General features: G+C 54.5%; 22 protein-coding genes, 1 tRNA gene and 1 riboswitch. Of the genes, 10 read left to right on the forward strand and 13 right to left on the reverse strand.

The window, feature by feature from the left end:
• The first annotated feature begins 56 nt into the window (after window positions 1–56).
• From lpxD to murJ, 5 genes are all read left to right on the forward strand, one after another.
• On the forward strand, window positions 57–1,097 hold the full coding sequence (gene lpxD / locus ACTHR7_RS06205) for a UDP-3-O-(3-hydroxymyristoyl)glucosamine N-acyltransferase (protein WP_308881945.1): 1,041 nt from the start codon (window positions 57–59) through the stop codon (window positions 1,095–1,097).
• A 73-nt stretch (window positions 1,098–1,170) separates the two neighbouring features.
• Window positions 1,171–1,620 (forward strand): 3-hydroxyacyl-ACP dehydratase FabZ, encoded by a 450-nt coding sequence (gene fabZ, locus ACTHR7_RS06210; RefSeq protein ID WP_003681704.1) that lies wholly within the window; start codon window positions 1,171–1,173, stop codon window positions 1,618–1,620.
• Window positions 1,621–1,694: 74 nt separating this feature from the next.
• The gene (gene lpxA, locus ACTHR7_RS06215) at window positions 1,695–2,471 is read left to right on the forward strand and encodes an acyl-ACP--UDP-N-acetylglucosamine O-acyltransferase (protein ID WP_003681706.1); all 777 of its coding nucleotides are present in this window, start codon (window positions 1,695–1,697) and stop codon (window positions 2,469–2,471) included.
• Between the two features lie 159 nt (window positions 2,472–2,630).
• Complete coding sequence (lpxB, locus tag ACTHR7_RS06220) at window positions 2,631–3,806, forward strand: lipid-A-disaccharide synthase (protein ID WP_107868219.1); 1,176 nt, start codon at window positions 2,631–2,633, stop codon at window positions 3,804–3,806.
• Window positions 3,807–3,815: 9 nt separating this feature from the next.
• On the forward strand, window positions 3,816–5,354 hold the full coding sequence (gene murJ / locus ACTHR7_RS06225) for a murein biosynthesis integral membrane protein MurJ (RefSeq protein ID WP_107868218.1): 1,539 nt from the start codon (window positions 3,816–3,818) through the stop codon (window positions 5,352–5,354).
• A 90-nt stretch (window positions 5,355–5,444) separates the two neighbouring features.
• Here murJ and thiC read toward each other — a convergent pair whose 3' ends face one another.
• The gene (gene thiC / locus ACTHR7_RS06230) at window positions 5,445–7,334 is read right to left on the reverse strand and encodes a phosphomethylpyrimidine synthase ThiC (RefSeq protein WP_440370525.1); all 1,890 of its coding nucleotides are present in this window, start codon (window positions 7,332–7,334) and stop codon (window positions 5,445–5,447) included.
• 93 nt (window positions 7,335–7,427) lie between these two features.
• A riboswitch (TPP riboswitch) is annotated at window positions 7,428–7,527 on the reverse strand.
• Between the two features lie 110 nt (window positions 7,528–7,637).
• On the opposite strand from thiC, the gene ACTHR7_RS06235 reads away from it, so the two are divergent.
• A tRNA-Met gene (locus tag ACTHR7_RS06235) sits at window positions 7,638–7,714 on the forward strand.
• Between the two features lie 168 nt (window positions 7,715–7,882).
• Here ACTHR7_RS06235 and ACTHR7_RS06240 read toward each other — a convergent pair.
• The gene (locus ACTHR7_RS06240) at window positions 7,883–9,013 is read right to left on the reverse strand and encodes an FUSC family protein (protein ID WP_440370526.1); all 1,131 of its coding nucleotides are present in this window, start codon (window positions 9,011–9,013) and stop codon (window positions 7,883–7,885) included.
• A gap of 154 nt (window positions 9,014–9,167) precedes the next feature.
• On the opposite strand from ACTHR7_RS06240, the gene rnhB reads away from it, so the two are divergent.
• Complete coding sequence (gene rnhB / locus ACTHR7_RS06245; RefSeq protein WP_063068644.1) at window positions 9,168–9,761, forward strand: ribonuclease HII; 594 nt, start codon at window positions 9,168–9,170, stop codon at window positions 9,759–9,761.
• Window positions 9,762–9,818: 57 nt separating this feature from the next.
• Here the strand turns inward: rnhB and ACTHR7_RS06250 are convergent, their stop codons facing one another.
• Complete coding sequence (locus ACTHR7_RS06250; protein ID WP_070461070.1) at window positions 9,819–10,823, reverse strand: quinone-dependent dihydroorotate dehydrogenase; 1,005 nt, start codon at window positions 10,821–10,823, stop codon at window positions 9,819–9,821.
• Between the two features lie 244 nt (window positions 10,824–11,067).
• On the opposite strand from ACTHR7_RS06250, the gene ACTHR7_RS06255 reads away from it, so the two are divergent.
• A complete protein-coding gene (locus ACTHR7_RS06255; protein WP_107811092.1) occupies window positions 11,068–13,077 on the forward strand; it encodes an OPT family oligopeptide transporter in 2,010 nt (669 codons plus the stop codon).
• Between the two features lie 58 nt (window positions 13,078–13,135).
• Here the strand turns inward: ACTHR7_RS06255 and waaA are convergent, their stop codons facing one another.
• The 10 genes from waaA to ACTHR7_RS06305 form a co-directional block, all read right to left on the reverse strand.
• The gene (gene waaA / locus ACTHR7_RS06260; RefSeq protein WP_107768635.1) at window positions 13,136–14,398 is read right to left on the reverse strand and encodes a lipid IV(A) 3-deoxy-D-manno-octulosonic acid transferase; all 1,263 of its coding nucleotides are present in this window, start codon (window positions 14,396–14,398) and stop codon (window positions 13,136–13,138) included.
• A 138-nt stretch (window positions 14,399–14,536) separates the two neighbouring features.
• Complete coding sequence (locus tag ACTHR7_RS06265) at window positions 14,537–14,968, reverse strand: plastocyanin/azurin family copper-binding protein (protein ID WP_049349290.1); 432 nt, start codon at window positions 14,966–14,968, stop codon at window positions 14,537–14,539.
• A 68-nt stretch (window positions 14,969–15,036) separates the two neighbouring features.
• Window positions 15,037–15,801: an ABC transporter ATP-binding protein gene (locus ACTHR7_RS06270; protein ID WP_004519103.1), complete on the reverse strand. Its 765-nt coding sequence runs from the start codon at window positions 15,799–15,801 to the stop codon at window positions 15,037–15,039.
• Between the two features lie 10 nt (window positions 15,802–15,811).
• Window positions 15,812–16,858, reverse strand: a complete 1,047-nt coding sequence (locus ACTHR7_RS06275; RefSeq protein WP_049332949.1) for a FecCD family ABC transporter permease — start codon at window positions 16,856–16,858, stop codon at window positions 15,812–15,814.
• A gap of 117 nt (window positions 16,859–16,975) precedes the next feature.
• Window positions 16,976–18,091 carry an ABC transporter substrate-binding protein gene (locus ACTHR7_RS06280; protein ID WP_440370527.1) on the reverse strand — a complete coding sequence of 372 codons (1,116 nt, stop codon included), beginning with the start codon at window positions 18,089–18,091 and terminating at the stop codon, window positions 16,976–16,978.
• A gap of 516 nt (window positions 18,092–18,607) precedes the next feature.
• Window positions 18,608–20,371, reverse strand: coding sequence for a phosphoenolpyruvate--protein phosphotransferase (gene ptsP / locus ACTHR7_RS06285; RefSeq protein ID WP_314458618.1), 1,764 nt, complete (start codon window positions 20,369–20,371; stop codon window positions 18,608–18,610).
• Window positions 20,371–20,640 carry an HPr family phosphocarrier protein gene (locus ACTHR7_RS06290; protein ID WP_003683718.1) on the reverse strand — a complete coding sequence of 90 codons (270 nt, stop codon included), beginning with the start codon at window positions 20,638–20,640 and terminating at the stop codon, window positions 20,371–20,373. The genes ptsP and ACTHR7_RS06290 overlap by 1 nt, the downstream gene beginning before the upstream one ends.
• A 49-nt stretch (window positions 20,641–20,689) precedes the next feature.
• Window positions 20,690–21,118 carry a PTS sugar transporter subunit IIA gene (locus ACTHR7_RS06295; protein WP_049344952.1) on the reverse strand — a complete coding sequence of 143 codons (429 nt, stop codon included), beginning with the start codon at window positions 21,116–21,118 and terminating at the stop codon, window positions 20,690–20,692.
• A 58-nt stretch (window positions 21,119–21,176) separates the two neighbouring features.
• Window positions 21,177–21,740: a hypoxanthine-guanine phosphoribosyltransferase gene (locus tag ACTHR7_RS06300; RefSeq protein WP_003681752.1), complete on the reverse strand. Its 564-nt coding sequence runs from the start codon at window positions 21,738–21,740 to the stop codon at window positions 21,177–21,179.
• A gap of 114 nt (window positions 21,741–21,854) precedes the next feature.
• Window positions 21,855–23,384 carry an ABC transporter permease gene (locus tag ACTHR7_RS06305; RefSeq protein WP_440370528.1) on the reverse strand — a complete coding sequence of 510 codons (1,530 nt, stop codon included), beginning with the start codon at window positions 23,382–23,384 and terminating at the stop codon, window positions 21,855–21,857.
• Between the two features lie 234 nt (window positions 23,385–23,618).
• On the opposite strand from ACTHR7_RS06305, the gene ACTHR7_RS06310 reads away from it, so the two are divergent.
• Both ACTHR7_RS06310 and pdxA read left to right on the forward strand, forming a co-directional pair.
• Window positions 23,619–24,149: a cytochrome b gene (locus tag ACTHR7_RS06310; protein WP_254324309.1), complete on the forward strand. Its 531-nt coding sequence runs from the start codon at window positions 23,619–23,621 to the stop codon at window positions 24,147–24,149.
• A 156-nt stretch (window positions 24,150–24,305) separates the two neighbouring features.
• Entirely contained in the window at window positions 24,306–25,307 is a 1,002-nt protein-coding gene (pdxA, locus tag ACTHR7_RS06315) for a 4-hydroxythreonine-4-phosphate dehydrogenase PdxA (RefSeq protein ID WP_440370529.1), read from the forward strand.
• Window positions 25,308–25,449: the final 142 nt, after the last annotated feature.

The raw sequence follows: 25,449 nt of genomic DNA on the forward strand, positions 1-25,449 counted from the left end.
TCTGAAATCCAAACCGGCATCTTTCAGACGGCCTGACATCTTGACGGCAGATTATCATGACTTCACAAGCATACACCCTGTCCCAAATCGTTTCCCAACTCGGCGGCGAATGGAAAGGCGAAGACATCGCCATTACCGCCGTCCGTCCGTTGGATCAGGCGCAGGCAGAACACATCAGCTTTTTGGCCAACCCGAAATACAAAGCCGAAGTGCACGACAGTCAGGCAGGCGCAGTGATTGTGTCACCGAAAGCCGCAGACGAATTTGCAGGCCGCAACCTGATTGTGGCTGCCGACCCTTATCTTTATTTTGCCAAAGTGGCACGATTGTTCTCGCCGATTGTCAAAGCACAGGGCGGCGTACATCCGACCGCCGTTGTCGAGGCAAGCGCCAAAGTACCGGCAAGCTGCGAAATCGGCGCGAATGCCTATATCGGAGCGAATGCCGTATTGGGCGAAGGCTGCCGTATTTTGGCGAATGCCGTTGTCCAACACGATTGCACGTTGGGCGATGAAGTCGTGTTGCATCCCAACTCCGTCATCTATTACGGCTGCACTTTGGGCAACCGTGTCGAAATCCACAGCGGCGCCGTCATCGGCGCGGACGGTTTCGGCTTGGCCTTCGCCGGCGATTCATGGTTTAAAATCCCACAAACCGGCGCAGTCACGCTGGGCGATGATGTGGAAATCGGTTCGAACACCAATATCGACCGCGGCGCAATGAGCGATACAACCGTCGGCAACGGCACCAAAATCGACAACCAAGTCCAAATCGGCCATAACTGCAAAATCGGTTCGCACACCGTTATCGCCGCCAAAACCGGTATTTCCGGCAGCGTCACCATCGGCAATTATTGTATTATCGGCGGCGGTGTCGGCACGGTCGGACACATCGAAATCGCCGATAAAACCACCATCGGCGGCGGTACATCCGTTACCCACAGCATTACCGAAAGCGGCCAGCATTTGGCCGGTATTTTCCCGATGTCGGGCTACAAAGACTGGGCACGCAATGCCGTTTATATCCACCGTTTGAGTGAAATGAACAAACGCATCAAAACGCTGGAAAAACAGCTTGCCGACAGCGACGAAGCCTAAAGGCGGCGCAAACAGTCCGCGCCCCGCATCCGAATACGTTTAAACCCAATACAAACAAGGAAAGATGAACATCATGGACGTACAACTCCCGATCGAAGCCAAAGACATTCAAAAACTTATCCCACACCGTTATCCGTTTTTGCAACTCGACCGCATTACTGCGTTCGAACCGATGAAAACCCTGACTGCGATTAAAAACGTCACCATGAACGAGCCGCAGTTCCAAGGCCACTTTCCCGATCTGCCCGTGATGCCCGGCGTGTTGATTATCGAAGCCATGGCGCAAGCGTGCGGCACACTCGCCATCCTCAGCGAAGGCGGCCGCAAAGAAAACGAATTCTTCTTCTTCGCCGGTATCGACGACGCCCGTTTCAAACGCCAAGTCATCCCCGGCGACCAACTGGTTTTTGAAGTCGAGCTGCTGACCAACAAACGCGGTATCGGCAAATTCAACGCCGTTGCCAAAGTCGACGGCCAAGTTGCCGTTGAAGCCGTGATTATGTGCGCCAAACGCGTGGTGTAAAAATGGGACAGGCCGTCTGAAAGTTCAGACGGCATCTTGCAGGCAATACCTGTATCAGACAGCAAGGAGACAGCATGACCCTTATCCATCCGACCGCCGTCATCGACCCTAAAGCCGAACTCGACTCCAGCGTCAAAGTCGGCCCGTACAGCATCATCGGCCCCAATGTGCAAATCGGTGCGAATACCGAAATCGGTCCGCACGTCGTCATCAACGGCCATACGACCATCGGTGAAAACAACCGCATTTTCCAATTTGCCAGTCTCGGCGAAATTCCACAGGACAAAAAATACCGCGATGAACCGACCAAGCTGATTATCGGCAACGGCAACACCATCCGCGAATTTACGACGTTCAACCTCGGCACGGTCACCGGCATCGGCGAAACCCGTATCGGCGACGACAACTGGATTATGGCCTACTGCCACCTAGCCCATGACTGCGTGGTCGGCAATCATACCATCTTCGCCAATAACGCCTCACTCGCAGGCCACGTTACCATCGGCGACTACGTCGTCTTGGGCGGCTACACGCTGGTGTTCCAATTCTGCCAAATCGGTGACTACGCCATGACCGCGTTTGCCGCCGGTGTACACAAAGACGTACCGCCGTACTTCATGGCCGCAGGCTACCGCGCCGAACCGGCCGGCCTCAACAGCGAAGGTATGCGCCGCAACGGTTTCACGGCCGAACAGATTGCCTCTGTCAAAGATGTGTATAAAACCATTTACCATCGCGGCATTCCGTTTGAAGAAGCCAAGGCAGACATTCTGAAACGTGCCGAAACCCAAAGCGAATTGGCGGTATTTAAAGACTTTTTTGCACAATCCACACGCGGCATTATCCGTTGATTGATGGATTGAAGGCCGTCTGAAACTTTTTCAGACGGCCTTTGGATTGCAAAAATCTGCGCAGTAGGCAGGTTTCCTGTCCGTTTGCTACTGATGCCGTCTGAAAACGGGCGGGCAAACATCCGCCACAAAATCTTTTAGCTTCCAAACCTCAACAACATGAATCCCAATCCTTCCCCCCTTATCGCCATCAGCGTCGGCGAAGCTTCCGGCGACTTGCTCGGCGCACACTTAATCCGTGCCATTAAGGCGCGTTGCCCGAACGCGCGGTTTACCGGCATCGGCGGCGAGCGCATGAAGGCGGAGGGTTTCGAGAGTTTGTACGATCAGGAAAAGCTGGCGGTGCGTGGTTTTGTTGAGGTCATTAAACGCCTGCCGCAGATTTTGAAAATCCGCAAAGGGCTGGTGAACGATTTAATCCGCCTCAAGCCGGATGTGTTTATCGGCATCGATGCGCCGGACTTTAATCTCGGCGTGGCGGAAAAACTCAAGCAGGCAGGTATTCATACCATTCATTACGTCAGCCCGTCGGTTTGGGCATGGCGGCGCGAACGGGTCAATAAAATCGTGCATCAGGTCAACCGCGTGTTGTGCCTGTTTCCGATGGAGCCTCAGCTTTATATCGACGCCGGCGGCAAGGCTGAGTTTGTCGGTCATCCGATGGCGCAAACCATGCCCGTGGAAGCGGATAGAGCGGCTGCGCGGCAGAAGCTAGGTGTGCCTGCGGACGTGCCCGTGTTTGCCATCTTGCCCGGCAGCCGCGTGAGCGAAATCGATTATATGGCGGCGGTGTTTTTTCAGACGGCCTTATTGCTGCTGAAACGTTATCCGCAGGCACGGTTTTTGCTGCCTGTGGCGACGGTCGCAACGCGCAAACGCATTAGTGAAATTTTGGCGCAACCTGAATTTGCCGCCCTTCCCATTACGTTGACCGACAAGCAGTCGGATACAGTTTGCACCGCTGCTGATGTGGTATTGGTCACCAGCGGTACGGCGACTTTGGAAGTGGCCTTGTGTAAGCGGCCTATGGTCATCAGCTACAAAATTTCGCCGCTGACTTATGCGTATGTGAAAAACAAAATCAAAGTGCCGCATGTCGGTTTGCCCAATATTCTGTTGGGTAAAGCCGCCGTTCCCGAGCTGCTGCAACACGATGCCGTCCCTGAAAAACTGGCGCAGGCCGTGGCAGACTGGTATGACCGCCCTGAAGCCGTGGCCGCGTTGGAACAGGATTTCCACGCCTTGCATCTGTTGTTGAAAAAAGATACGGCGGCATTGGCTGCGGCGGCAGTATTGGAAGAAGCCGGATTTTCAGACGGCCTGAAAGACAATTAAGGAAAATACATGAATTTATTGGGAGCCTTGGCCAAGGTTGGCAGCCTGACGATGGTGTCGCGCATTTTGGGCTTTGTGCGCGATACAATTATCGCCCGTGCGTTTGGTGCAGGCATGGCGACAGATGCGTTTTTTGTTGCGTTTAAACTGCCCAACCTGCTGCGGCGCGTGTTTGCAGAGGGCGCATTTGCCCAAGCCTTCGTACCGATTTTGGCGGAATACAAAGAAACCCGCTCTCCCGAAGCCACGCAGGCATTTGTGCGTCATGTGGCCGGCATATTGTCGTTTGTGTTGGTTATCGTTACCGCGCTGGGTATACTTGCCGCGCCGTGGGTGATTTATGTTTCCGCGCCCGGTTTTGCTAAAGATGCCGATAAGTTTCAGCTCTCCATCGACCTGCTTCGGGTAACGTTTCCTTATATCTTTTTGATTTCCTTGTCGTCTTTTGTCGGTTCGATACTCAACTCCTATCATAAATTCGGTATTCCTGCCTTTACACCGACATTTTTGAATATTTCTTTTATCGTCTTTTCCCTGTTTTTCGTACCGTATTTTGATCCGCCTGTTATGGCTTTGGCGTGGGCGGTATTTGTCGGCGGCGTATTGCAGCTGGTGTTCCAACTGCCTTGGTTGGCGAAACTGGGCTTCTTGAAAATGCCCAAACTCAGCTTTAAAGACGCAGCGGTAAACCGCGTAATGAAACAGATGGCGCCGGCTATTTTGGGCGTAAGCGTGGCGCAGATTTCCTTGGTTATTAACACCATTTTTGCTTCGTTTTTGCAGTCCGGCAGTGTGTCGTGGATGTATTACGCCGACCGACTGATGGAATTGCCGACCGGTGTTTTGGGTGTGGCACTCGGTACAATCTTATTGCCCACCTTGTCCAAACACGCCGCCAGTCAGGATACCGAGCAGTTTTCCGGCCTGCTCGACTGGGGTTTGCGCCTGTGCATGCTGCTGACCCTGCCTGCCGCCGTCGGCCTTGCCGTGTTGTCTTTCCCTCTGGTTACGACCTTGTTCATGTACCGTGAATTTACGCTGCACGACGCGCAAATGACCCAACACGCGCTCATTGCTTATTCCTTTGGCTTGATCGGGCTGATTATGATTAAAGTATTGGCCCCCGGCTTCTACGCCCGCCAAAACATCAAAACCCCCGTTAAGGTCGCTATTTTCACGCTGATTTGCACGCAGTTAATGAACCTCGCCTTCATTTCGCCGCTTAAACACGTCGGCCTATCCCTCGCTATCGGTTTGGGCGCGTGTCTGAATGCAGGTTTGCTGTTTTTCCTTTTGCGCAAACACGGTATCTACCGCCCCGGTAAAGGATGGGCTGCGTTTTTGGTTAAAATGGTCATTTCTTTGGTCGTCATGGGCGGCGGTTTGTGGCTGGCGCAATCTTATCTGCCGTTTGAATGGGTACACGTCGGCGGCTTTAAAAAAGCAGGCCAACTCTGCGTCCTGATTGCCTTGGGCGGCGGCCTCTACTTCGTTTCCCTCGCCGCGCTCGGCTTCCGTCCGCACCATTTCCGCAGAGTAGAAAAATAAGCAGCCAGAGGGCGTATTGCTTGGCTTAAAGACTATTCGCTAAAAAGGCCGTCTGAAACATTTTCAGACGGCCTTTTCTTGCTTTACGTTTTAACTGTAAAGCTTGGCTCCTTTTTTGATGAACTCAATCGCTTTTTCTTCCATGCCTTGCTGTTGGGCTTTTTGCTTGTCGGCGTAGTCGCGTACTTCCTGCGTGATTTTCATCGAGCAGAATTTTGGGCCGCACATCGAGCAGAAGTGGGCGATTTTCGCGCCTTCGGCGGGCAGGGTTTCGTCGTGGAAGCTCTCGGCGCGTTCGGGGTCGAGGCTTAAGCGGAATTGGTCGCGCCAGCGGAACTCAAAACGCGCCTTGCTCAGGGCGTTGTCGCGTAATTGTGCACCCGGCCAGCCTTTGGCGAGGTCGGCGGCATGGGCGGCAAGTTTGTAGGTGATGATGCCGGTGCGCACGTCTTCTTTGTCGGGCAGGCCGAGATGCTCTTTCGGGGTAACGTAGCAGAGCATGGCTGTGCCGTACCAGCCGATGTTGGTCGCGCCTATACCCGAGGTGATGTGGTCGTAGCCGGGGGCGATGTCGGTAACGAGCGGGCCGAGGGTGTAGAAAGGTGCTTCAAAGCAATGTTGCAGCTCTTCGGTCATGTTTTCTTTCACGCGTTGCAGCGGTACATGGCCCGGGCCTTCGATCATGACTTGGACGTCGTGTTCCCACGCTTTGGCGGTCAATTCGCCCAAGGTGTGCAGCTCGGCAAATTGGGATTCGTCGTTGGCATCGGCAATGCAGCCGGGGCGCAGGCCGTCGCCGAGGCTGAACGATACGTCGTAGGCTTTCATGATTTCGCAGATTTCGTCGAAATGTGTGTAGAGGAAGTTTTCCTGATGATGGGCAAGGCACCATTTCGCCATGATGGAGCCGCCGCGCGATACGATGCCGGTCAGGCGGTCGGCGGTCATCGGTACATAACGCAGCAATACGCCTGCGTGCAGGGTGAAATAGTCCACTCCTTGTTCTGCCTGCTCGATTAAGGTGTCGCGCACCAAATCCCAAGTCAGGTCTTCGGCGATGCCGCCGGTTTTTTCCAAAGCTTGGTAAATAGGCACGGTGCCGATGGGAACGGGCGCGTTGCGGATAATCCATTCGCGCGTTTCGTGGATGTGCGCGCCTGTGGATAAGTCCATAATCGTGTCCGCGCCCCAACGTAGCGACCACACCATTTTTTCGACTTCTTCGGTCAGGCTGGAAGTGACGGCGGAGTTGCCCAAGTTGCCGTTGATTTTGACGCGGAAGTTGCGGCCGATAATCATCGGTTCGAGTTCGGGATGGTTGATGTTGGCAGGGATGATCGCGCGTCCGGCGGCGATTTCTTGACGCACGAATTCGGGCGTGATTTGGTCGGGATGGGTCGGGATATTCGCACCGAAACTTTGCCCTGCATGTTGTTTCAAGAGCTTGGCGTATTCAGGCCGTCTGAAAAGCTCGTCCAGCTTCATGCGTTCGCGTATGGCGACAAACTCCATTTCCGGCGTAATGATGCCTTGGCGGGCGTAGTGGAGCTGGGTTACGTTGCGGCCTGCTTTGGCGCGGCGCGGGCGGGTAATTTGGTTGAAACGCAGATGGGCGGTTTTCGGATCGTGCGCACGTTCGGTGCCGTATTCGCTTGACAGGGTAGGCAGGATTTCGGTATCGCCGCGTTCGTCCAGCCATGCGGTGCGGACGTGTGGCAAACCCTGCTTCAGGTCGATGTGTGCCGCCGGATCGCCGTATGCGCCGCTGGTGTCGTACACTGGAATCGGCGGATTGGCTTCCGTACCTTGCGCCGAGTAGGTGTCGTCCTGACGGATTTCGCGCAAAGGCACGCGGATGTCGGCGCGGCTGCCTGGAATATAGACGCGGTTGGAATTGGGATATTGGAAGCGGATGCCGATGTCTTCGCTCAAGTCGGAAAGACGGCGCGCCTCATCGCCGGTTTTTTTAGCGGTAGTCATAAAAAATTGCTCCTGTTTTTCGGTTATGAAATGGAAACAGGAGCATTGCTTTTTTTCAGACGGCCTTTGGATATCTTCAATCAACCGTCTAAAATCACATTTGCCGAAACTCCCCACGCAGGTATTATCCTGTTCGGGTGTAAAGGGTATTTCTCAGCCACTCGGTTTGAAAGCAGCACCCCTGTTTCTTTATTAACGAAAATTAAACCATGCGGATGGTTTTTTGTAAAGCGGCGTTTTTCGCATTTTCTGTCAAAAACGCTTGACAGCGACTCTGTCTTTCCGTATAGTTACAACTTCTGACGCGGGATGGAGCAGCATGGTAGCTCGTCGGGCTCATAACCCGAAGGTCGTAGGTTCGAATCCTGCTCCCGCAACCAAATATAAAAATCCCCTGCAATCGCAGGGGATTTTGCTTTATACGGCATTTATTGTTGCTTGGATTGATTGAAAGGCCGTCTGAACCATTGGGTTTCAGACGGCCTTTTGCTGTCTTGCGGTGGGGTTTGGGTAAAAATACGACAGACTTTTTTTCAGACGGCCTCTTCCTATTTGGGCTTGTTGTCGTTGCGCAGGTGTTCTTTCAAGCGCTGCAATTCTTTTTTGTCCAACCATTTATTGCGCGAACGTTGCAACAGGATCACCAATGCGGCGATTTCGTTACGCATATTGGTGCTGAGCCAGAGGAAGCCTTGCCAGTCGTAATGCAGGCGGGCAGCCGGTTTGCTTAGTTCGGTATTGAGCGAAGTATCGATGCGGATGCGGCGGGCGTAATGGCCTTTGATGAGGCGGACGGTCAGGCGCAGTTCGCGTTGGAGTTGGTTGAAGTGGCGGTCGAGCAGGCGGATTTCGCTTTCGTTGAGCGTGGGCGCGCGAAGTTTGGCGGCGGTGGTCAGGAGCAGCTCGGTGGTATTGACGATTTTGCGGTGGGCATGCTGCATGGCTTCCATCATATTGTTGCTGATGTGGCTTTCGCCGGATGTGGCGGCCAGATGACTGCGGCTTTTGACCATGCGGGCGTTGATTTGGCGCATTTTAATCATGTTTTGTTCCAAACGCTCGCGCGTCATGCGCTTGCCGTTGCTGATTTCGGCAATCATTTTGGCGCAGTCGGTGAGGTTGTCGGCAAGCATGAAGCGCCACATCAGGGTGGAGCGCAGGGGCAGGAGTTTGGCGGCGGCAATGGCGATGGCGGCACCAATCAAAACGTTCATGGCGCGCATCAGGCCGCTGTCGAGCCAGTGGTGGCTGCTGTCGCCGATGAGCATGCACATGGTCAAACCGGCAAGCATGGCGACATAGCCGTTTTTGCCGACCGCAGACCAACCGGCCACTGCGCTGGCGGCACCGATAATCAGATAGAAGAAAACGCCGTCTTGCAAATAATGTTGGTTCAACCATAAAACGGCCAAACCAACGCCCAAACCGATGGCCGTGCCGAGCATGCGTTCGACTGCTTTGGAGTAAATCGCGCCTTGGAATTGCAGCATGCCGAGGACGACAAAGACGGTCATGCCGATCCACTCGCCGTGTTGCAAGTGGAAGACTTTGGCCAACAGGGTGGAAAACACGATTGCCAAGCCGAGGCGGAAGGCGTGGATATGGCGGCGATAGCGGTAGCGTTCGTAGGCGTTGAGCCAGCGTTCGGAAAAATGGAGGCGTTCGGATTGGGCAGGCATGTTGTGAAACGTATGGGTATGTGGGGATGTAAATTATAACTGATTGGTAAAGCAGATGAAATTTGAACTGCTCCCCAACGGTTTGAACTATTGCAGAATTTCTCTGCCGCAAGCGGATATAATGGCGGCTTTGAATCAGACAGGCGGTGAAGAAATGGCGACGGTTTTAAGCGCAGGCGTGGATGAAGCGGGACGCGGCCCTTTGGTCGGCAGCGTATTTGCGGCGGCAGTGATTTTGCCGGAACATTTTGACCTGCCGGGTTTGACCGACTCAAAAAAACTGAGCGAAAAAAAGCGCGATATGTTGGCGCAGATGATTAAGGAACAGGCGGTTGCATGGAGCATTGCCTTTGCCGATCCCGACGAAATCCTGCAACTGAACATCCTGCACGCAACCATGGCCGCGATGAAGCGCGCAGTCGAGGGGTTGTCGGTCGTGCCTGACAAAGTATGGATAGACGGCAACCGTGTGCCGAAAGATTTGAATGTCCCTGCAGAGGCCGTGGTCAAAGGCGACAGCAAAATTATTGAAATCTCCGCCGCTTCGGTTTTGGCCAAAACCGCGCGTGATGCAGAAATGTATGAATTGGCGAAACGCTATCCGCAATACGGGTTTGACCGCCACAAAGGCTACGGCACGGCGCAACATTTGGCCGCATTGAAACAATACGGCGTATTGCCGGAACACCGCCGCGATTTCGCACCGGTCAAAACCTTATTGGCACAAGGCAATCTGTTTGAAGAATGAAAGCATAGCAAAAGGCCGTCTGAAAGATTTCAGACGGCCTTGTTTTTTAGGAAAGTATCATTTCAACGCAGCCAAACACTCTTTAATCAACTCAGGGCCGCGATAAATCAAACCGCTGTACACCTGAACCGCACTGGCACCCAAGCGGATTTTTTCTGCCGCGTCCGCGCCGTTCATGACGCCGCCGACGCCGATAATCGGCAGCTTGCCGTCAATGCGTTCCGCCAAAAGTTTCAACACCTGATTGCTTTTCTCGCGAACGGGCAAGCCGCTCAAGCCGCCTTGTTCGCCTGCGAGCGGATGGCTGTCCAAGCTTGATTTGTCGATGGTTGTGTTGGTGGCGATGATGCCGTCCATTTCCACAGATTTGACCACATGGGCGATGTCGTCGATTTGCGCTTCGTCTAAATCCGGCGCGATTTTGACTGCCAGCGGCACATATTTGCCATGCGCGGCCGCCAGTTGCGCCTGTTTGTTTTTCAAGGCTTCCAACAATGCGCTCAATTCGTCGCCGCCTTGCAAAGCGCGCAGGTTTTTCGTATTGGGAGAGGAAATATTGACCGTGATGTAGCTCGCGTGGGCGTAGGCTTTTTCCAAGCAAATCAGATAATCGTCGGCCGCGTTTTCAATCGGCGTAACGGCATTTTTACCGATGTTGATGCCCAAAATGCCTTTAAAGCGGCTGTTTTCAATGTTGCGGATCATCGCATCGATGCCGTGGTTGTTGAAACCCATGCGGTTGATGATGCCTTGGTGTTCGGGAACGCGGAAAAGGCGCGGCTGCGGATTGCCCGGCTGCGGCTTGGGCGTTACCGTGCCGATTTCGACAAAGCCGAAACCCAAAGCGGCAAACGCATCGATACACTCGCCGTTTTTGTCCAAACCTGCCGCCAAGCCGACCGGATTGGGCAGCTGCAAGCCCATCAGCTCGGTTGGCCGAGTGTGGCTGTCCACTTTGGGCAGCAGGCCGAGTTTTTCGATAGAACGCAAACTGTTGAGCGTGAAATGATGGGCCTTTTCTGCATCGAAACGGAACAGGATAGGGCGGACGAGTGAATACATGGCGGCAGCTTTCTGAACGGTTGATGAATTTGGCGTTATTTTACCTGAAACCGTCAAACTGCCCCAAACGTCTGTATCGATATGATTTTATTGTTTGGCGTCAAATGAAAATAAATAGGGCTTTTGCGTGTAGTCGGATAGTTCATTAAAATGGTAAAAGAGAGGCTTTTCAGACGGCCTGATGGATGTATCAAAAGGCCGTCTGAAAAGTTTTGATTGTTTACCTGATACAGGAAGATTTTTTATGAAACAGGCGGTTGATCCTTATGCGAGCTTCCGTGAACTGACGCTGCGGGGGATGATACTCGGCGCGTTGATTACGGTGATTTTTACGGCATCCAATGTGTATTTGGGCTTGAAGGTGGGCCTGACTTTTGCGTCTTCGATTCCGGCTGCGGTGATTTCGATGGCGGTTTTGAAGTTTTTTAAAGGCAGCAATATTCTGGAAAATAATATGGTGCAGACTCAGGCTTCGGCCGCGGGTACGCTCTCCAGTATTATTTTTATTCTGCCGGGTTTGCTGATGGCCGGTTATTGGGCGGGCTTCCCGTTTTGGCAGACAACGCTGCTGTGTATGTCCGGCGGTATTTTGGGCGTGATTTTCACTGTGCCTTTGCGTTATGCAATGGTGGTGAAGAGCGATTTGCCTTATCCGGAAGGTGTGGCAGCGGCCGAGATTTTAAAGGTCGGCGACCATGATGCGGACCAACAGGAAGGCGGCAGCGGTATCAAGGAATTGGTGTCGGGCGGCGCTCTGGCGGGTTTGATGAGCTTCTGCGCAAGCGGTTTGCGCGTGGTGGCGGACAGCGCGAGCTTTTGGTTTAAAGGCGGCGCGTCGGTGTTCCAAGTGCCGATGGGCTTTTCTTTGGCCTTGCTGGGCGCGGGTTATTTGGTCGGCCTGACCGGCGGTATCGCGATTTTGCTGGGTATTTCGATTGCCTGGGGCGTGGCCGTGCCTTATCTGTCGGCGCATATTCCGCAACCTGCCGATATGGAGATGATTCCTTTTGCGATGTCTTTGTGGAAGGAAAAAGTCCGTTTTATCGGCGCGGGTACGATCGGTATTGCGGCGATTTGGACGCTGTTGACTTTGATGAAACCGATGGTCGAGGGTATGCGCCTGTCTTTCCGTAATTTCGGCGGCGCGCAGATGACCGAGCGCACGGAACAGGATTTGTCGCCTAAGGCGATGATTGCCTGGGTGTTGGCGATGATGCTGGTGTTGGGCGTGTCCTTCTTCCACTTTATCGGCGACTCGCATATTTCCGGCGGTTTGGCTTGGCTGTTGGTGGTCGTATGTACGCTGCTGGCTTCGATTATCGGCTTTTTAGTGGCCGCGGCTTGCGGTTATATGGCCGGTTTGGTCGGTTCGTCTTCCAGCCCGATTTCGGGTGTGGGCATCGTCTCTATCGTTATCATTTCGCTGGTGTTGCTGCTGGTCGGCGAATCCGGCGGCTTGATGGCGGATGAGGCAAACCGCAAATTCCTGCTGGCGTTGACGTTGTTTTGCGGCGCATCTGTGATCTGTGTGGCTTCAATTTCCAATGACAACCTGCAGGATTTGAAAACGGGTTATCTGGTAAAAGCGACGCCTTGGAAACAGCAGGTTGCGCTGATTATCGGCTGCGTTGTCGGTGCATTGGTGATTTCGCCTGTGTTGGAGCTTTTGTATGAAGCCTACGGCTTTACCGGCGCGATGCCGCGTGAAGGCATGGATGCGGCCCAAGCCCTTGCCGCGCCTCAGGCAACTTTGATGGCCACCATCGCCCAAGGTATTTTCTCACACAATCTGCAATGGGATTATATTTTCACCGGCGTGGCCATCGGCGTGGCGTTGATTGCGGTCGATTTCACATTGCGCAAATCTTCCGGCGGCAAGCGTGCTTTGCCGGTATTGGCCGTGGGCATGGGCATTTACTTGCCGCCGTCTGTGAATATGCCGATTGTGATCGGCGCGGTATTGGCGGCGGTGTTGAAATCCGTCATCGCCAGCCGTCAAGAAAACCGTGAAGGCCGTCTGAAAAATGCGGAACGTATCGGTACGCTGTTCTCTGCCGGTTTGATTGTCGGCGAGAGCCTGATCGGTGTGATTATGGCGTTTATCATTGCCTTCTCCGTAACCAACGGCGGTTCGGATGCGCCTTTGGCCCTGAACTTGGAAAACTGGGATACGGCCGCCAAATGGCTGGGCTTGGCGTTTTTTGTTTTCGGTATGTTCGTGTTTGCACGTCGCGTGTTGAAAGCAGGACGCTAAGTTTGTAGGTTGAGAAAAGGCCGTCTGAAACTTTGGTTTCAGACGGCCTTTTTATCTCTTAACGCTGATTCAAACAATCTGCAATCGCTTTGGCAATTTTGGCACTGGCGCCTTGGTGTTGCGAAATGAATTGCTCAGTGTGGCTGATCAGCTGTTGGCGCAGCGTTTCGTCGTCGAGGTATTGGCGCGTGGTTCTGTACCAGGCTTCGGCGGTTTCGACGCGGACGGCGGCTTTGGCTTCGACTGCGCCTTTGCAGGCTTGGGCGAAGTTGTAGTTGGAGTAGCCGAAGAGGGTGGGGACGTGGCAGGAGATGGGTTCGATGATGTTTTGGCAGCCGGCATCAACGAGGCTGCCGCCGACGAAGGCAATGTCTGCGCTGAGGTAGTAGGCGGCAAGTTCGCCCATGCTGTCGCCTATCCAAACTTGTGTATCGGGGGAAACGGGTTGTCCGTCGCTGCGTTTTTGGACGGTATAGCCAAGCGATTTGGCAGTATCGTAGGCCGTCTGAAAGTTTTCAGGGTGGCGCGGTACGATGACCAGCAAGGCATTGCCGCGGTAGCCCTGCCATGCTTTGAGGAGCAGCTCGGCTTCGTCTGTGCCTTTGTACACGCGCGTGCTGGCGCAGACGACGACGGGGCGTGCGCCGATGCGTTCTTTAAAGGCGACGGCAAGCGGGCGCGAGTCGTCGGGGGGCGCGATGTCGTATTTGGTGTTGCCGCAGACGTGGACATTGGACGCGCCGATGAGGTGCAGGCGTTCGGCATCGGCGGCGGTTTGGGCAAAGCAGCCGGAGAGAGTCTGCATGGCAGGCTCGACCAGCTTGCGGATTTTGAGGTAGCCGCGTTGGGATTTTTCAGAGAGGCGTGCGTTGGCCAAAAAGAGGGGAATGCCTGCTTCTTTGCAACCCTGCATCAGGTTGGGCCAGATTTCGGTTTCCATCAAAATGCCACAGATGGGGCGGTGTTCGGCTAAAAATCGGGCGACCCATTCGGATTTGTCGTAGGGCAGGTAACGGCATTGCGCATCGGGGAACAGGGATTGCGCGGTGGCGCGGCCGGTCGGTGTCATTTGGGTAATCAAAAACGGCGAGTCGGGAAAATGGCGGCGCAATGCCTGGACTAAGGGTTCGGCCGCACGCGTTTCGCCGACGGATACGGCGTGTATCCAAATCGGGCGTTGTACGGGATTGGGATACGCCTGCCCGAAACGCTCGTCCCAATGCTCGAGATAGGCTGGGGATTTGAGGGCGCGGCGGCGCAGGTGGCGGCGGATCAGGAAGGGGGCGAGGTGCCACAGCGTGGCGTAAAGGCGGCGTATCATGCTTACGGGTCTTATGTCGGAATAGGCCTATTTTATCGGAAACTGAAACGGAAGATATAGCTTTGATGCGTGTTTTACGCAAAGGAAACAGGCCGTCTGAAAGGTTTCAGACGGCCTTTAATGCAGGCATAAACGCGTTTACTTCACTTGCGCCATATATTTTTTCAGACGGCCTTTGCTTTGCATGGCGCGGTTTTCCATTTCATCGACAACGGCTTGTGCTTTGGCTTTGTTCACCGGTTTGCCGACCTGAATCACACCGCTCATGTTCATCATGCGGTGCGGCGGGCAGGTATAGACATACACGCCTTCTTTGTCGAGCTTGAGCGTGAAGTCTTTGCCGTCTTCAGAGAGGAAGTCGGCAACGCCGTCAGGCAGGGCTTTGCTTTGCACCCAGTGGCCGCTGTTAGTAGCTTTGAAGGTAACAGTATCGCCGACTTTGGCGTTGACGTAGCCGGGTTCGAACACCATGCTGCCGTCTTTGCCGTTGTCGAGCATTTTGATTTCGTGGTTGGCGGCGTATGCGCCGAGGGAAGCGGTCAGCATCAGGAGGAAGAGTGATTTTTTCATGGGAAAGTCCTTTTTGTGAAGAGTATAAAATGATTGCTGGGGCTGGTTTCTTGGTGGCAGATTCCCAGCTAGGATTGCCGCATCGGGCGGATAACGGGCAGGCCTTTGCTGTCGTACAAAAGCTCGATGTCCACTTTATACAGCCTGCCGATCATGTCCGCCTGCAACACGTCCTGCGGCGCGCCCTGCGCCTGTACTTTGCCTTCACCGAGTAGAATCACGCCGTCTGAAAACTGCGCGGCGAGGCTCAAATCGTGCAAGACCATCAGCGTAACCAGATTGTGTTCGTGCGTGTATTGCACCACGCGTTCTAAAAGATTGAGTTGGTGGTGCATATCCAGCGCGCTGACCGGTTCGTCCAGCATCAGGATTTCGGGGCGGCGCAGCATAACTTGGGCAAACATGACGAGCTGCCGCTGTCCGCCGGAAAGCCGCATGACGTCGCGGTGCGCCAGATGGCCGATGCCCAGCTCCGCCATGATACTTGCGGCTTCGTGTAGCAGCTCGTCGCCGACGTGCATGTGCAGCGCGTCCATACGGCCGAGCAACACGACTTCCAGCGCGGTCAGCGAGGCTTCGGCGGCGGTGTCCTGCGGCATATAGCCTATGCGTTTGCGCCAGCTTTGCAGGTGGATTTTGCTCAACACTTCGTCGCCGTAGCGGATGGTGCCTTTGTGCGCCACTTCGCCGAAAATCGTTTTCATCAGCGAGGATTTGCCCGTGCCGTTGGGGCCGAGCACGGAATAGACTTTGCCTTGTTCCAGCGTCAAATCGATATTGTCGGCGACCACATAATCGCCGCGCCGGATGTGTACGTTTTCAAGTTTCAACATTTCAGACGGCCTATCGTTTCGTTAATACAATCCAGAAGAAGAACGGCACGCCGACAAACGACGTAACAATCCCCACCGGAAACAGCGCGCCCGGGATAATCACCTTGGACAACACGCTCGCTACCGACAAAAACGCCGCCCCCGCCAGCATCGCGCCGGGCAGGAAGAAACGTTGGTCTTCGCCCAAAAGAATCCGCGCCACATGCGGCGCAACCAAGCCGATAAAGCCGATCACGCCGACAAAACTGATGGCCGTCGCCGTCATTACCGCTACCAACACCAGCGTTTTCAGGCGCAAAAATTGCAGATTGATGCCCAGCCCGACGGCGCGTTCTTCGCCCAAGCGCAGCGCAGTCAGCTTCCACACATCGCGCGAAAGCAGAAACACGCATACCGCCGTAACCGCCGCCGTAACGATGACTGTTTCCCAAGTCGCCTTGGTCAGGCTGCCGAACAGCCAAAACAGAATCTGCTGCGAAATCTCAGGCGCGGCGATAAATTGAATCAGCGACAAAATCGACTGAAACAGGAACAACAGCGCAATCCCCACCAGCACCAACATCGCCGAGTTGAAACGGCGCGCTGAGGCAAACAGAAACAAGATGCCCGAAGCCAGCATGGTCATCACAAACGCGCCGATGGGAACGGCGACCGTTTCAGGCAGCCCGAAACCGCCGAACGCAATCACCGCCGACGCGCCCAAACCCGCTGCCGCCGCCAAGCCCAGCGTATAAGGGCTGGCCATCGGGTTGTTCAAGAGCGTCTGAATCTCCGCTCCGCCGACACCCAAAGCCGCACCGACCACCAAGGCCATCACCGCAATCGGCAGGCGCAAATCCATCACAATCAGGCGGTTCATTTCATCGACTTCGGGTTTGCCCAGCAAAACATTGACCACTTCGCCGACGGGCAGCGTGTCCGTCATCGCAGGGCCGGTGGCGATGTCGAATAGGAAACTGACCGCCGCGATGACTAAAAACATCAACACAATCAACCAACGCTTGCCTTCCAACTTGCGCTGGTTTTTCACAATCTCGGCGACAACCGAATCATTCATGTTTCAAACCTTTAAAAAAGAGTGTTGTGAAAGGGGAGAAACAGGTTTGCCTTTTTCTTCCGCAAAAATTTCAGACGGCCTTCCGATTTAAAAGGCCGTCTGAAAATCTAAATTACCTTACTGTCCTTTCGGATAGAGGTAGAACGTACCATTTGGTACAACAGGCAGGTTTTGGCGGTAGAAGTCCATATAGGTCTTCTCAGGGTTGAAATCCTTAAACAACTGCGGATAAATCGCTTTGGCCATAAACTGAATCGATGCGCTGTCGGACAGCGTGCGCGAGTTGGCGTGGTAGGCGGCATAGAGGCGGTTGTTTTTAATCGCAGGCAGGTTGGCCCAGCCGGCGCGTTTGGCAAAGCCTGCCAAGCGTTTTTCCGCTTCGGCTTTTGGAATGCCCCAGCCCATCACCATGGCGGCAGGGTTTTTCTTCAATTCGGTTTCGCGGCCGGTAATCACGATCACGTCGGGTTTGGCGGCGAGGACTTTTTCAGGATTGATCGGGCCGTAGAATTCGACCGAAGAAGTGGCGATATTGTTGCCGCCGACCAGTGTCGCCATCGAACCCCACATGCTCTTGCCGAAGGTAACGCTGTGTTCGGCAGGGCCTTTGTTGCCGAACTCGATATAGACTTTAGGCTTGGGCAGGTTGGCTTTTTGCACGCGCGCTTGGATGGTGTCGGCAACGCGTTTGTAGTCTGCCGCCAGTTTGTCGGCTTTTTGCTGCTGGCCGGTCAATGTACCGATGAGTTTGGTCGATTGAACGTGTTTGGCCACTGTTTGCGCGTTGTAGTCCAACACGACGATGGGGATGCCGGCCTTGTTGATGCGGTCGAGATCGGAACCCAAAGCCTTGTATTGCCATTCGGCCAAAACCAGCAAATCGGGTTTCAGTGCCAATACTTTCTCAATCGAGAACGTGCCGACTTCCACTTCGCCCACGTCGGTCAGCTGATTCAGTTTAGGCACGGCTTTGCTGAATGCCGCCCAGCTTGGCGGCGCCCAGTCAGCCCAAACTGCTTTGGAGAAACCAACGACGTTGTCCAGCGCGGTTTTACCGCCGATGGCCATGTAGTCTTGGTAGTAGAAGCCCAACACCACGCGCTTGGCAGGCAGGTCGACAGTTACCTTACGACCGAGGATATCGGTCAGCTGAACGGGTTTGGCAAAAGCGGATACGGAGCCGACTGATAAAGCGGCGGCGGCAATCAAAGCAGAAAGTTGCGTAAATCTCATGAATCATTCCTTTAAAATATGATGATAATTACTATCTTTTTATAAATTTACAAGGTATTGAATCTTTTTTCAAGCGAATGTAGGGATAGACATATTTCGAAATAAAAAGTTTCATCATTAAAACGAAGGGATAGTGTTTATATAGGGCTTGGGTGTACTGAAGACCTAGTAAAAAGGAATGATATGGGGTACCTAAAGCCATAGTGGGCAGTAGCTGGAATAGATCGGTAAAGGGTTTTTTATTGCAAAAAAATAAAAGGTATTCGGTTGAAAACAAGGCCGTCTGAAACCTTGCAATCAGGGTTCAGACGGCCTTTGGTGGAGGCATAAAAGTTTTATTTCACTTGCGCCCTATATTTTTCAGACGGCCTGTAAGTAGTGTTTGGGAAAAGTGAAAAAGGTTGGTTTTTGAAATGGCGAAATAGGGAAGAAGAGGGCTTGAGGGAGAGTCGGGCGTAAACCCAAAATGGGGACGAATAAAAAGGGCGTGTATCGAAACACGCCCTTTTTAGAGATTCAGACGGCCTGTGATTCCGCCTGTTCGCTTTGGTTGAGGATTTTAATCAGTTTTTCGGCTTTTTCCGGGTCTTCGCAGCGCAGGATTTTGGCGGCATCGTTTTCGAGATGGCCGGTGTGGCTGTGCAGGATGATGTTTTTAACCGAAAGCAGGTTGTTGGGGTTCATGGAGAAGCGGCGCAGGCCCATGCCGAGCAACAGTCGGGTGAAGACGGTATCGCCGGCCATTTCGCCGCAGATGGACACGCCTTTTTCCATGCGGTTTGCGGTGCGGATAATGTGTTGCAGCGTTTTGAGGACGGCAGGGTGGCCGGGTTGGTAGAGGTGGCTGACGCTGTCGTCGCCGCGATCGACCGACAGGAGGTATTGAATCAGGTCGTTGGTGCCGATGGAAACGAAGTCGACGAGCTTGAGGATGCTGCCGACGGTCATGGCGGCGGACGGGATTTCAATCATGCAGCCGATGCTGACCGGGCCGAAGGTTTCGCCGCGTTCGGTCAGTTGGCGTTGGGCTGTGTCCAGATGGATAAGGCATTGGCGCACTTCGGAAATGGATGTAATCATCGGCCACATCATACGCACAGGGCCGTGGGCGGCGGCGCGGAGGATGGCGCGCATTTGGGTGCGGAACATGACCGGCTCGGCGAGGCACAGGCGGATGCCGGTCAGGCCGAGCGCGGGGTTGAGGCTGCCGTTGGGCGTGCTGTTTTGGCCGAACCAGCGCGGATTTTTATCGACACCCAAATCGACAGTGCGGATGGTGATGTTTTTGCCTTTGAGTTTTTTGACGATGCCGGCATAGACTTCGTATTGTTCGTCTTCGGTCGGCATGTTGTCGCGGTTGAGGTAGAGGAATTCGCTGCGGAACAGGCCGACGCCGTCTGCGCCGAAGTTGTGCAGGGCTTTGATGTCTTCGGCGGATTCGATGTTGGCGAGCAACTCAATGTTGATGCCGTCGGCCGTGGTGGCGGCGGTTTTTTTGATTTTGTTGAGTTCGCGCTTGTGGCTGCGGTATTCGCGGGCGAGGCGGCGGTATTCGTTGAGGACGACTTCGTCGGGATCGATGATGAGGATGCCGTTGATGCCATCGACGATGACGATTTCGTTTTCGGTAATGAGTTTGCGGGCGTTGTGCAGGCCGATGACGGACGGGATGTCGAGGCTGCGGCCCAAGATGGCGGTGTGGCTGGTCGGGCCGCCGGCATCGGTTACGAAGGCGGTAATGTGCTGCTCTTTGAACAATACGGTATCGGCAGGCGAGAGGTCGTGCGCGATGAGGACGGTATCGTCAAACAGGTTGCCGGCGAGGTTGATTTCGTTGCTTTGGCCGACAAGGTTGTTGTGAATGCGGCGGACGACTTGGAGCATGTCCTGTTTGCGTTCGCGCAGGTAGTCGTCGTCGATGCTGTCGAACTGGGCGGCAAGCTTGTCGCTTTGCAGTTTCAATGCCCATTCGGCGTTGATTTTCTGCTCGCGCAAAATGTCGATGGGTTCGCGCGAGAGGGTGACGTCGGTCAGCAGCATCAGGTGCAGGGAGATGAACGCGCCCAATTCGGTCGGGGCGTTTTCGGGAATCGCGCCGCGCAGCTGTTCCAGTTCTTTGCGCGTGGCTTTGATGGCGTTGTCAAAACGGGCAACTTCGGCATCGAGTTTGTCGGGATCAATGTCGTATTGGGGGACTTCCGTTGTGCCGCGCGTGATGAGGTGGGCGTGGCCGATGGCAATGCCTTTGCCCGCGGCTACACCGTGTAGGACGATGCTCATTATTCGCCCTCACCGAAGTAGTCGTTGATGAGGTCGGTCAACGCCTGCATGGCGGCGGCTTCGTCTGCGCCTTCTGTTTCCAGCTCAATCACGGTACCTTTGGCGGCGGCCAGCATCATCAGGCCCATGATGCTTTTGCCGTTGACGCGGTTACCGTTTTTGGTGACCCAGACTTCGCTTTGGAATTGGGAGGCGGTTTGGGTGAATTTGCTGGAGGCGCGCGCGTGCAGGCCGAGTTTGTTGATGATTTCGATTTCTTGTTTGAGCATGGATGTCCCCTAAATGTAATGTTCGTAAAGTGAATGTTTTCAGACGGCCTTAGCCGTGTTCTTTGCACACCAGGTCTTCAGGTGCGGATGTAATGGCGAAAATGCCCCGGATGGCGGCTTCTTTGACGGTTTCGGTGAAGTCGGAGAGGTTTTCGGCTTGTGATGAGTATTGGATGGCTTTAATCATCATCGGGGCGTTGAGGCCGGTCAGGATGGCGGATTTGTTTTCGCGCACCAGCCGGCGTGCGGCGTTGCACGGGGTTGCGCCGAAGATGTCGGTCATGATCAGCACGCCGCGGTTGTCGGGAAATTCCTGCAATGCGGCGATGGCGTTGTTGATGATGTCGTTTTGATCCTCGTCGGGCTGTACGCCGAGGATGTGGAGATTTTCGGGGAAGCCGTTGGGAAAGAAATGGTCGGCCAAACCGCGATAGGCTTCACCTATGGTTTCATGTGTAATGATTAACAAACCTATCATGATGTGTTCCTAGAATTGGGGTTGAGGCCGTCTGAAGATTTTTCAGACGGCCTTTGTTTTATTTATTGTTTAAGGCGTAGATTTCGCCGAGGTTGCGCCAGCAGCCGGCGGCATCCATGCCGTAACCGAAGACGTAGCGGTTGGGTACGTCCAAACCGACATAATCGGCTTTGGTCGGTTTTTCTTTGTCGATCAGCTTGTTGGCAAACACGGCCGCACGGCAGCTTGCCGCGCCCATTTCCAACAGTTTTTCCTGAATGGCGGCCATGGTGTGGCCTTCGTCCAGAATGTCGTCCAAAACGACTACATGACGGCCTTTGATTTGCTCGGGGTCGGGCATGCGTTTCCAGTTGAACGCGCCGCCTGCGAGTTTGTCACCGTAGCGGGAAACATGGACGTAGTCAAAGTCCAAAGGGAAGCGCAACAGCGGCAGCAGTTGTCCTGTAAACACCACCGCGCCACCCATCACAGGCAAGAGCAGGGGATATTTGTCGCCCAAGTCGCGGGTGATGTCGTCGGCAACTTTTTGCAAGGCCGCGCGGCATTGTTCTTGGTCAAACAGCAAGTCGGCATTGTCCAGCATGGCTTGGGTTTCAAGGCGTTTGGTTTCTAAGTCGGTCATGATAGGTCGTGTTGAGTGCGGTTAAAAACAAATTATATAGCGGATTCAATCAATTTTCGATACAAGGCGCGGCAATAGTGTAGTGAAAGTGAAGGGAATTTGAGCCGACCACGTTCAGACGGCCTTTTGCCCTTCCGCTTCGTCCACCAGCAAAAATGCCGTCAAAGCCAAAGCGGTCAATACCGCCGTCAACACCATCGCCCGTCCGTAATTGTCCGCACCGGCGCGTCCGAGATAATCGTAAATCAAAGTGGTCAGCGTCTGCCATTCGGGGCGAGACAGGAACAATGTGGCCGCAAATTCGCCGATACACGTTGCCGAAGCCAAAGTCAGGCCGCGCCGCAAAGCCGGTTTCAATAAAGGCGCGGTGACATAACAGGCCGTCTGAAAACCGTTTGCGCCCATAGTACGCGCTGCCGCCGCGTAATCTTTGGGCAAACCGTCCCACGCGGCCAGTACGTCTTTGGCTACAAACGGATACGCCAACAGCGCGTAAGTCGCCGTCAGCAGCCACAGCGAAGCCGTCCACTGCGGATAGAGCAGCAAAACGCCGAACGCGATGCACACGGGCGACACCATAAACGGCAAAAACATCAGCGCGCGCAACCACGCCATTTGTCGTGCCGCCGCCGCATACAGTACGCCCAATACCGTCGCCGCCGCCACGGCAGCCGCAGAGAAACGGACGGTGTTCCACACCGCCGCCCACGTTTGCGCTTCCAGCAAGACTGCCCAAGAAGAGCCTGCCGATACCGCCTTGAGCCACACCGCCGCCAAGGGCAGCAGGCAGCATACTGCCAACATGGCCAATACCGTTGCCGTCAGCCATTTTTCCCAAGCCCATATCGGCGCACACGGAGGCAAAGGCGAGACCGACTTATCCACAGCCACGCGCCTGCTCCAATACGCATACAAACCGCCTGCCGCCGCCGTAACCGCCAGCACCAGCCACACCAACACCGATGCACGCGCCATGTCCAACTCATACGCCACCAGCAGGTAGATTTCCACTTCCACCGTCGCAAAACGTTCGCCGCCGAGCAGCAAGGCCAGTCCGAAGCCTGAAAAACAATATAAAAACACCAGACACGCGCCACCGGCAACCCACGCACGCACCACCGGCCATTCGACCCAGACAAACCGCCGCCACGCGTCCGCGCCCAAAGATTGCGCCGACAGCAACCGCGCCTGCGGCACACGCACAAATCCCTGATACGCCGAGCGCACCAAAACCGGCAGGTTGAAAAACACATTGCCGTAAATCAGCAGCCACGGCGTGTCCTGCCAACCTGCCACCAGCATACCGTGTGCGCCAAACAAGGCCAGCACGCCCATGCCCGCCACCAAAGTCGGCATCACAAAAGGCAGCATCAGCAGGCGTAAAACCGTGCGCCGTCCGGCAAAGTCCATCCGCGCTAGCACCCACGCCGCAGGCACGCCCAAAGCCGTGACCAAAACGCAGGTCAAAACTGCCTGCGCCACCGTCCAGCCCAAGCGCAGGCGCATATAGTCATCAGCCACCACTTCCGCCCAAGCGCCTTCGCCGTCGTAAAACGCCAGTGACAGCAAAGGCGCGGCCACCATGACCGCTAAGAAACCCAAAGGCAGAAGCAACAGCGCAAACCGCCGAATCCAAACCTGCATCGATGCGTACCCGAGAATAAAAACGCCTATTTTAGCCCGAGTTCGGTATAGAAGGTGGTATTCCTGCCCTTGTTTTCAGACGGCCTGTGTAGCTTTACGGATAAAACCGCTGTTTCTTCAAGTTTTCCAAACATTTACGAAATCTCTTCAAAAAGGCAACATAATTGGTTGGGCATTTTTGTTACAATGCCGCCGATTCAAAAAACCAAACAAATCAAAAAACAAGGAAACATTATGACCGCTACACGTCCACAAACCTACGATGCCGTCGCGCGCGTGTTGCACTGGCTGACCGTACTCGGTTTCATCGGCATCCTCTCCACCATTACCGTTTGGACCATCTATGATGGCGAAGAATGGGTCAAATCGCTCTTCGGCGTGCATAAATCCATCGGTTTCATCACGCTGTTGGTGATTGCTGTGCGCGTTGTTTGGGCTTTGCTCAATGCGTCCAAACGTCCTGCCGCCGACAGCTTTGCCGCCAAAGCAGGCCACCTTGCCCTTTACGTCTTCATGCTCGCCGTTCCCGTTATCGGCATGATCCGCCAATACGGCGGCGGCCGCGGCCCTTTGAAAGTATTCGGTGTCGAAGTGATGCAGGGTTCGCCTGAAAAAATTGAATGGATGTCCAACCTCGGCAATATGGCACACGGCAAACTCGGCTGGCTGCTCTTCGCACTTGTCGCCGGCCACATCGCCATGGTCGTCGTCCACCGCCTTCAAGGCCACGACGTTTTATACCGCATGATCGGCCGCCGTTCTTAAGTGTAAAACGGTAAACAGCCAAGGCCGTCTGAAAACAGTTTGACCAAGCAAAAACTGTTTTCAGACGGCCTTTTTGTATTTGTGTTAATCTGCAAAAGTAGGGCAGGCATTTTGCCTGACGTTGTCCAAATACTGTAAACCGTACCGAGAAACACCATGACTGCTCCCATTCTCGCCATCACTTCCGGCGAACCGGCCGGCATCGGCCCCGACATCTGCCTCGATTTGGCTTTCGCCGATCTTCCTTGCCGCCCCGTTGTTTTGTGTGACAAAAACCTATTGGCGCAAAGGGCCGGACAGCTCGGCAAATCCGTCATCCTGCGCGACTTCCAAGCCCAAGCGGCTGATCCGTTGCCCAAGGGCGAACTCGAAGTCCTGCATATTCCTTTAGATGCCGAGTGTCGGGCAGGCGAACTCAATCCTGCCAATGCCGCGTATGTCCTCCGGCTGCTGGATACGGCGTATCAGGGCATTTCAGACGGCCTGTTTGCCGGTATGGTTACCGCGCCGCTGCATAAAGGCATCATCAACGATGCCCACGCAGGCAACGGCTTTTTTAGCGGTCATACCGAATACCTCGCCGAAAAAAGCCATACCGAACAAGTCGTCATGATGTTGACCGGCGGCGGCCTGCGTGTGGCATTGGTCACCACTCATCTGCCACTTAAAGACATTTCCGCCGCCATCACGAAGCCTTTAATCGAGTCGGTTGTCCGCATTCTTGAACACGACCTGCGCCATAAGTTCGGCATAGCCAAACCGGTCATCCTCGTTACCGGCCTTAACCCCCACGCCGGCGAAGGCGGCCATTTGGGACACGAAGAAATTGACACCATTATTCCGGCGCTTCATGCCCTGCAGGCCGAAGGCATAGACGCGCGCGGCCCCTATCCGGCCGATACCGTGTTCCAACCTTTCCTGCTCAAAGATGCCGACGCCGTCCTCGCCATGTATCACGACCAAGGGCTGCCGGTGCTCAAATATGCCGGTTTCGGCGAAGGCGTGAATATCACCCTCGGCCTGCCCTTTATCCGCACCTCTGTCGATCATGGCACGGCCTTGAACTTGGCAGGCACGGGCAAAGCCGATTCCGGCAGCCTGATGACTGCCGTCCGCGCCGCGCTGGACATGGCGCACAATATGCAGCAGGCCGTCTGAAACGTGGAGGTTTAATCGTTTGCAGGTGTAATGTGTTCCTGTAACAGCATCATCAGGGAGCATCTGCCTGAGACCTTTGCAAAATTCCTTTCCCCCAACAGCCGAAACCTAAACACAGGTTTTCGGCTGTTTTTGTTTCGAA

It is taken from the genome of Neisseria sp. P0007.S010 (genome assembly GCF_051962875.1).
Lineage (GTDB): Bacteria > Pseudomonadota > Gammaproteobacteria > Burkholderiales > Neisseriaceae > Neisseria > Neisseria subflava_A.

Excerpts from the sequence above, each read along its gene's own strand:
- lpxD (WP_308881945.1), top strand. The coding sequence starts at position 57 with ATGACTTCACAAGCATACACCCTGTCCCAAATCGTTTCCCAACTCGGC.
- fabZ (WP_003681704.1), top strand. The coding sequence starts at position 1,171 with ATGGACGTACAACTCCCGATCGAAGCCAAAGACATTCAAAAACTTATC.
- lpxA (WP_003681706.1), top strand. The coding sequence starts at position 1,695 with ATGACCCTTATCCATCCGACCGCCGTCATCGACCCTAAAGCCGAACTC.
- lpxB (WP_107868219.1), top strand. The coding sequence starts at position 2,631 with ATGAATCCCAATCCTTCCCCCCTTATCGCCATCAGCGTCGGCGAAGCT.
- murJ (WP_107868218.1), top strand. The coding sequence starts at position 3,816 with ATGAATTTATTGGGAGCCTTGGCCAAGGTTGGCAGCCTGACGATGGTG.
- thiC (WP_440370525.1), bottom strand. The coding sequence starts at position 7,334 with ATGACTACCGCTAAAAAAACCGGCGATGAGGCGCGCCGTCTTTCCGAC.
- ACTHR7_RS06240 (WP_440370526.1), bottom strand. The coding sequence starts at position 9,013 with ATGCCTGCCCAATCCGAACGCCTCCATTTTTCCGAACGCTGGCTCAAC.
- rnhB (WP_063068644.1), top strand. The coding sequence starts at position 9,168 with ATGGCGACGGTTTTAAGCGCAGGCGTGGATGAAGCGGGACGCGGCCCT.
- ACTHR7_RS06250 (WP_070461070.1), bottom strand. The coding sequence starts at position 10,823 with ATGTATTCACTCGTCCGCCCTATCCTGTTCCGTTTCGATGCAGAAAAG.
- ACTHR7_RS06255 (WP_107811092.1), top strand. The coding sequence starts at position 11,068 with ATGAAACAGGCGGTTGATCCTTATGCGAGCTTCCGTGAACTGACGCTG.
- waaA (WP_107768635.1), bottom strand. The coding sequence starts at position 14,398 with ATGATACGCCGCCTTTACGCCACGCTGTGGCACCTCGCCCCCTTCCTG.
- ACTHR7_RS06265 (WP_049349290.1), bottom strand. The coding sequence starts at position 14,968 with ATGAAAAAATCACTCTTCCTCCTGATGCTGACCGCTTCCCTCGGCGCA.
- ACTHR7_RS06270 (WP_004519103.1), bottom strand. The coding sequence starts at position 15,801 with ATGTTGAAACTTGAAAACGTACACATCCGGCGCGGCGATTATGTGGTC.
- ACTHR7_RS06275 (WP_049332949.1), bottom strand. The coding sequence starts at position 16,858 with ATGAATGATTCGGTTGTCGCCGAGATTGTGAAAAACCAGCGCAAGTTG.
- ACTHR7_RS06280 (WP_440370527.1), bottom strand. The coding sequence starts at position 18,091 with ATGAGATTTACGCAACTTTCTGCTTTGATTGCCGCCGCCGCTTTATCA.
- ptsP (WP_314458618.1), bottom strand. The coding sequence starts at position 20,371 with ATGAGCATCGTCCTACACGGTGTAGCCGCGGGCAAAGGCATTGCCATC.
- ACTHR7_RS06290 (WP_003683718.1), bottom strand. The coding sequence starts at position 20,640 with ATGCTCAAACAAGAAATCGAAATCATCAACAAACTCGGCCTGCACGCG.
- ACTHR7_RS06295 (WP_049344952.1), bottom strand. The coding sequence starts at position 21,118 with ATGATAGGTTTGTTAATCATTACACATGAAACCATAGGTGAAGCCTAT.
- ACTHR7_RS06300 (WP_003681752.1), bottom strand. The coding sequence starts at position 21,740 with ATGACCGACTTAGAAACCAAACGCCTTGAAACCCAAGCCATGCTGGAC.
- ACTHR7_RS06305 (WP_440370528.1), bottom strand. The coding sequence starts at position 23,384 with ATGCAGGTTTGGATTCGGCGGTTTGCGCTGTTGCTTCTGCCTTTGGGT.
- ACTHR7_RS06310 (WP_254324309.1), top strand. The coding sequence starts at position 23,619 with ATGACCGCTACACGTCCACAAACCTACGATGCCGTCGCGCGCGTGTTG.
- pdxA (WP_440370529.1), top strand. The coding sequence starts at position 24,306 with ATGACTGCTCCCATTCTCGCCATCACTTCCGGCGAACCGGCCGGCATC.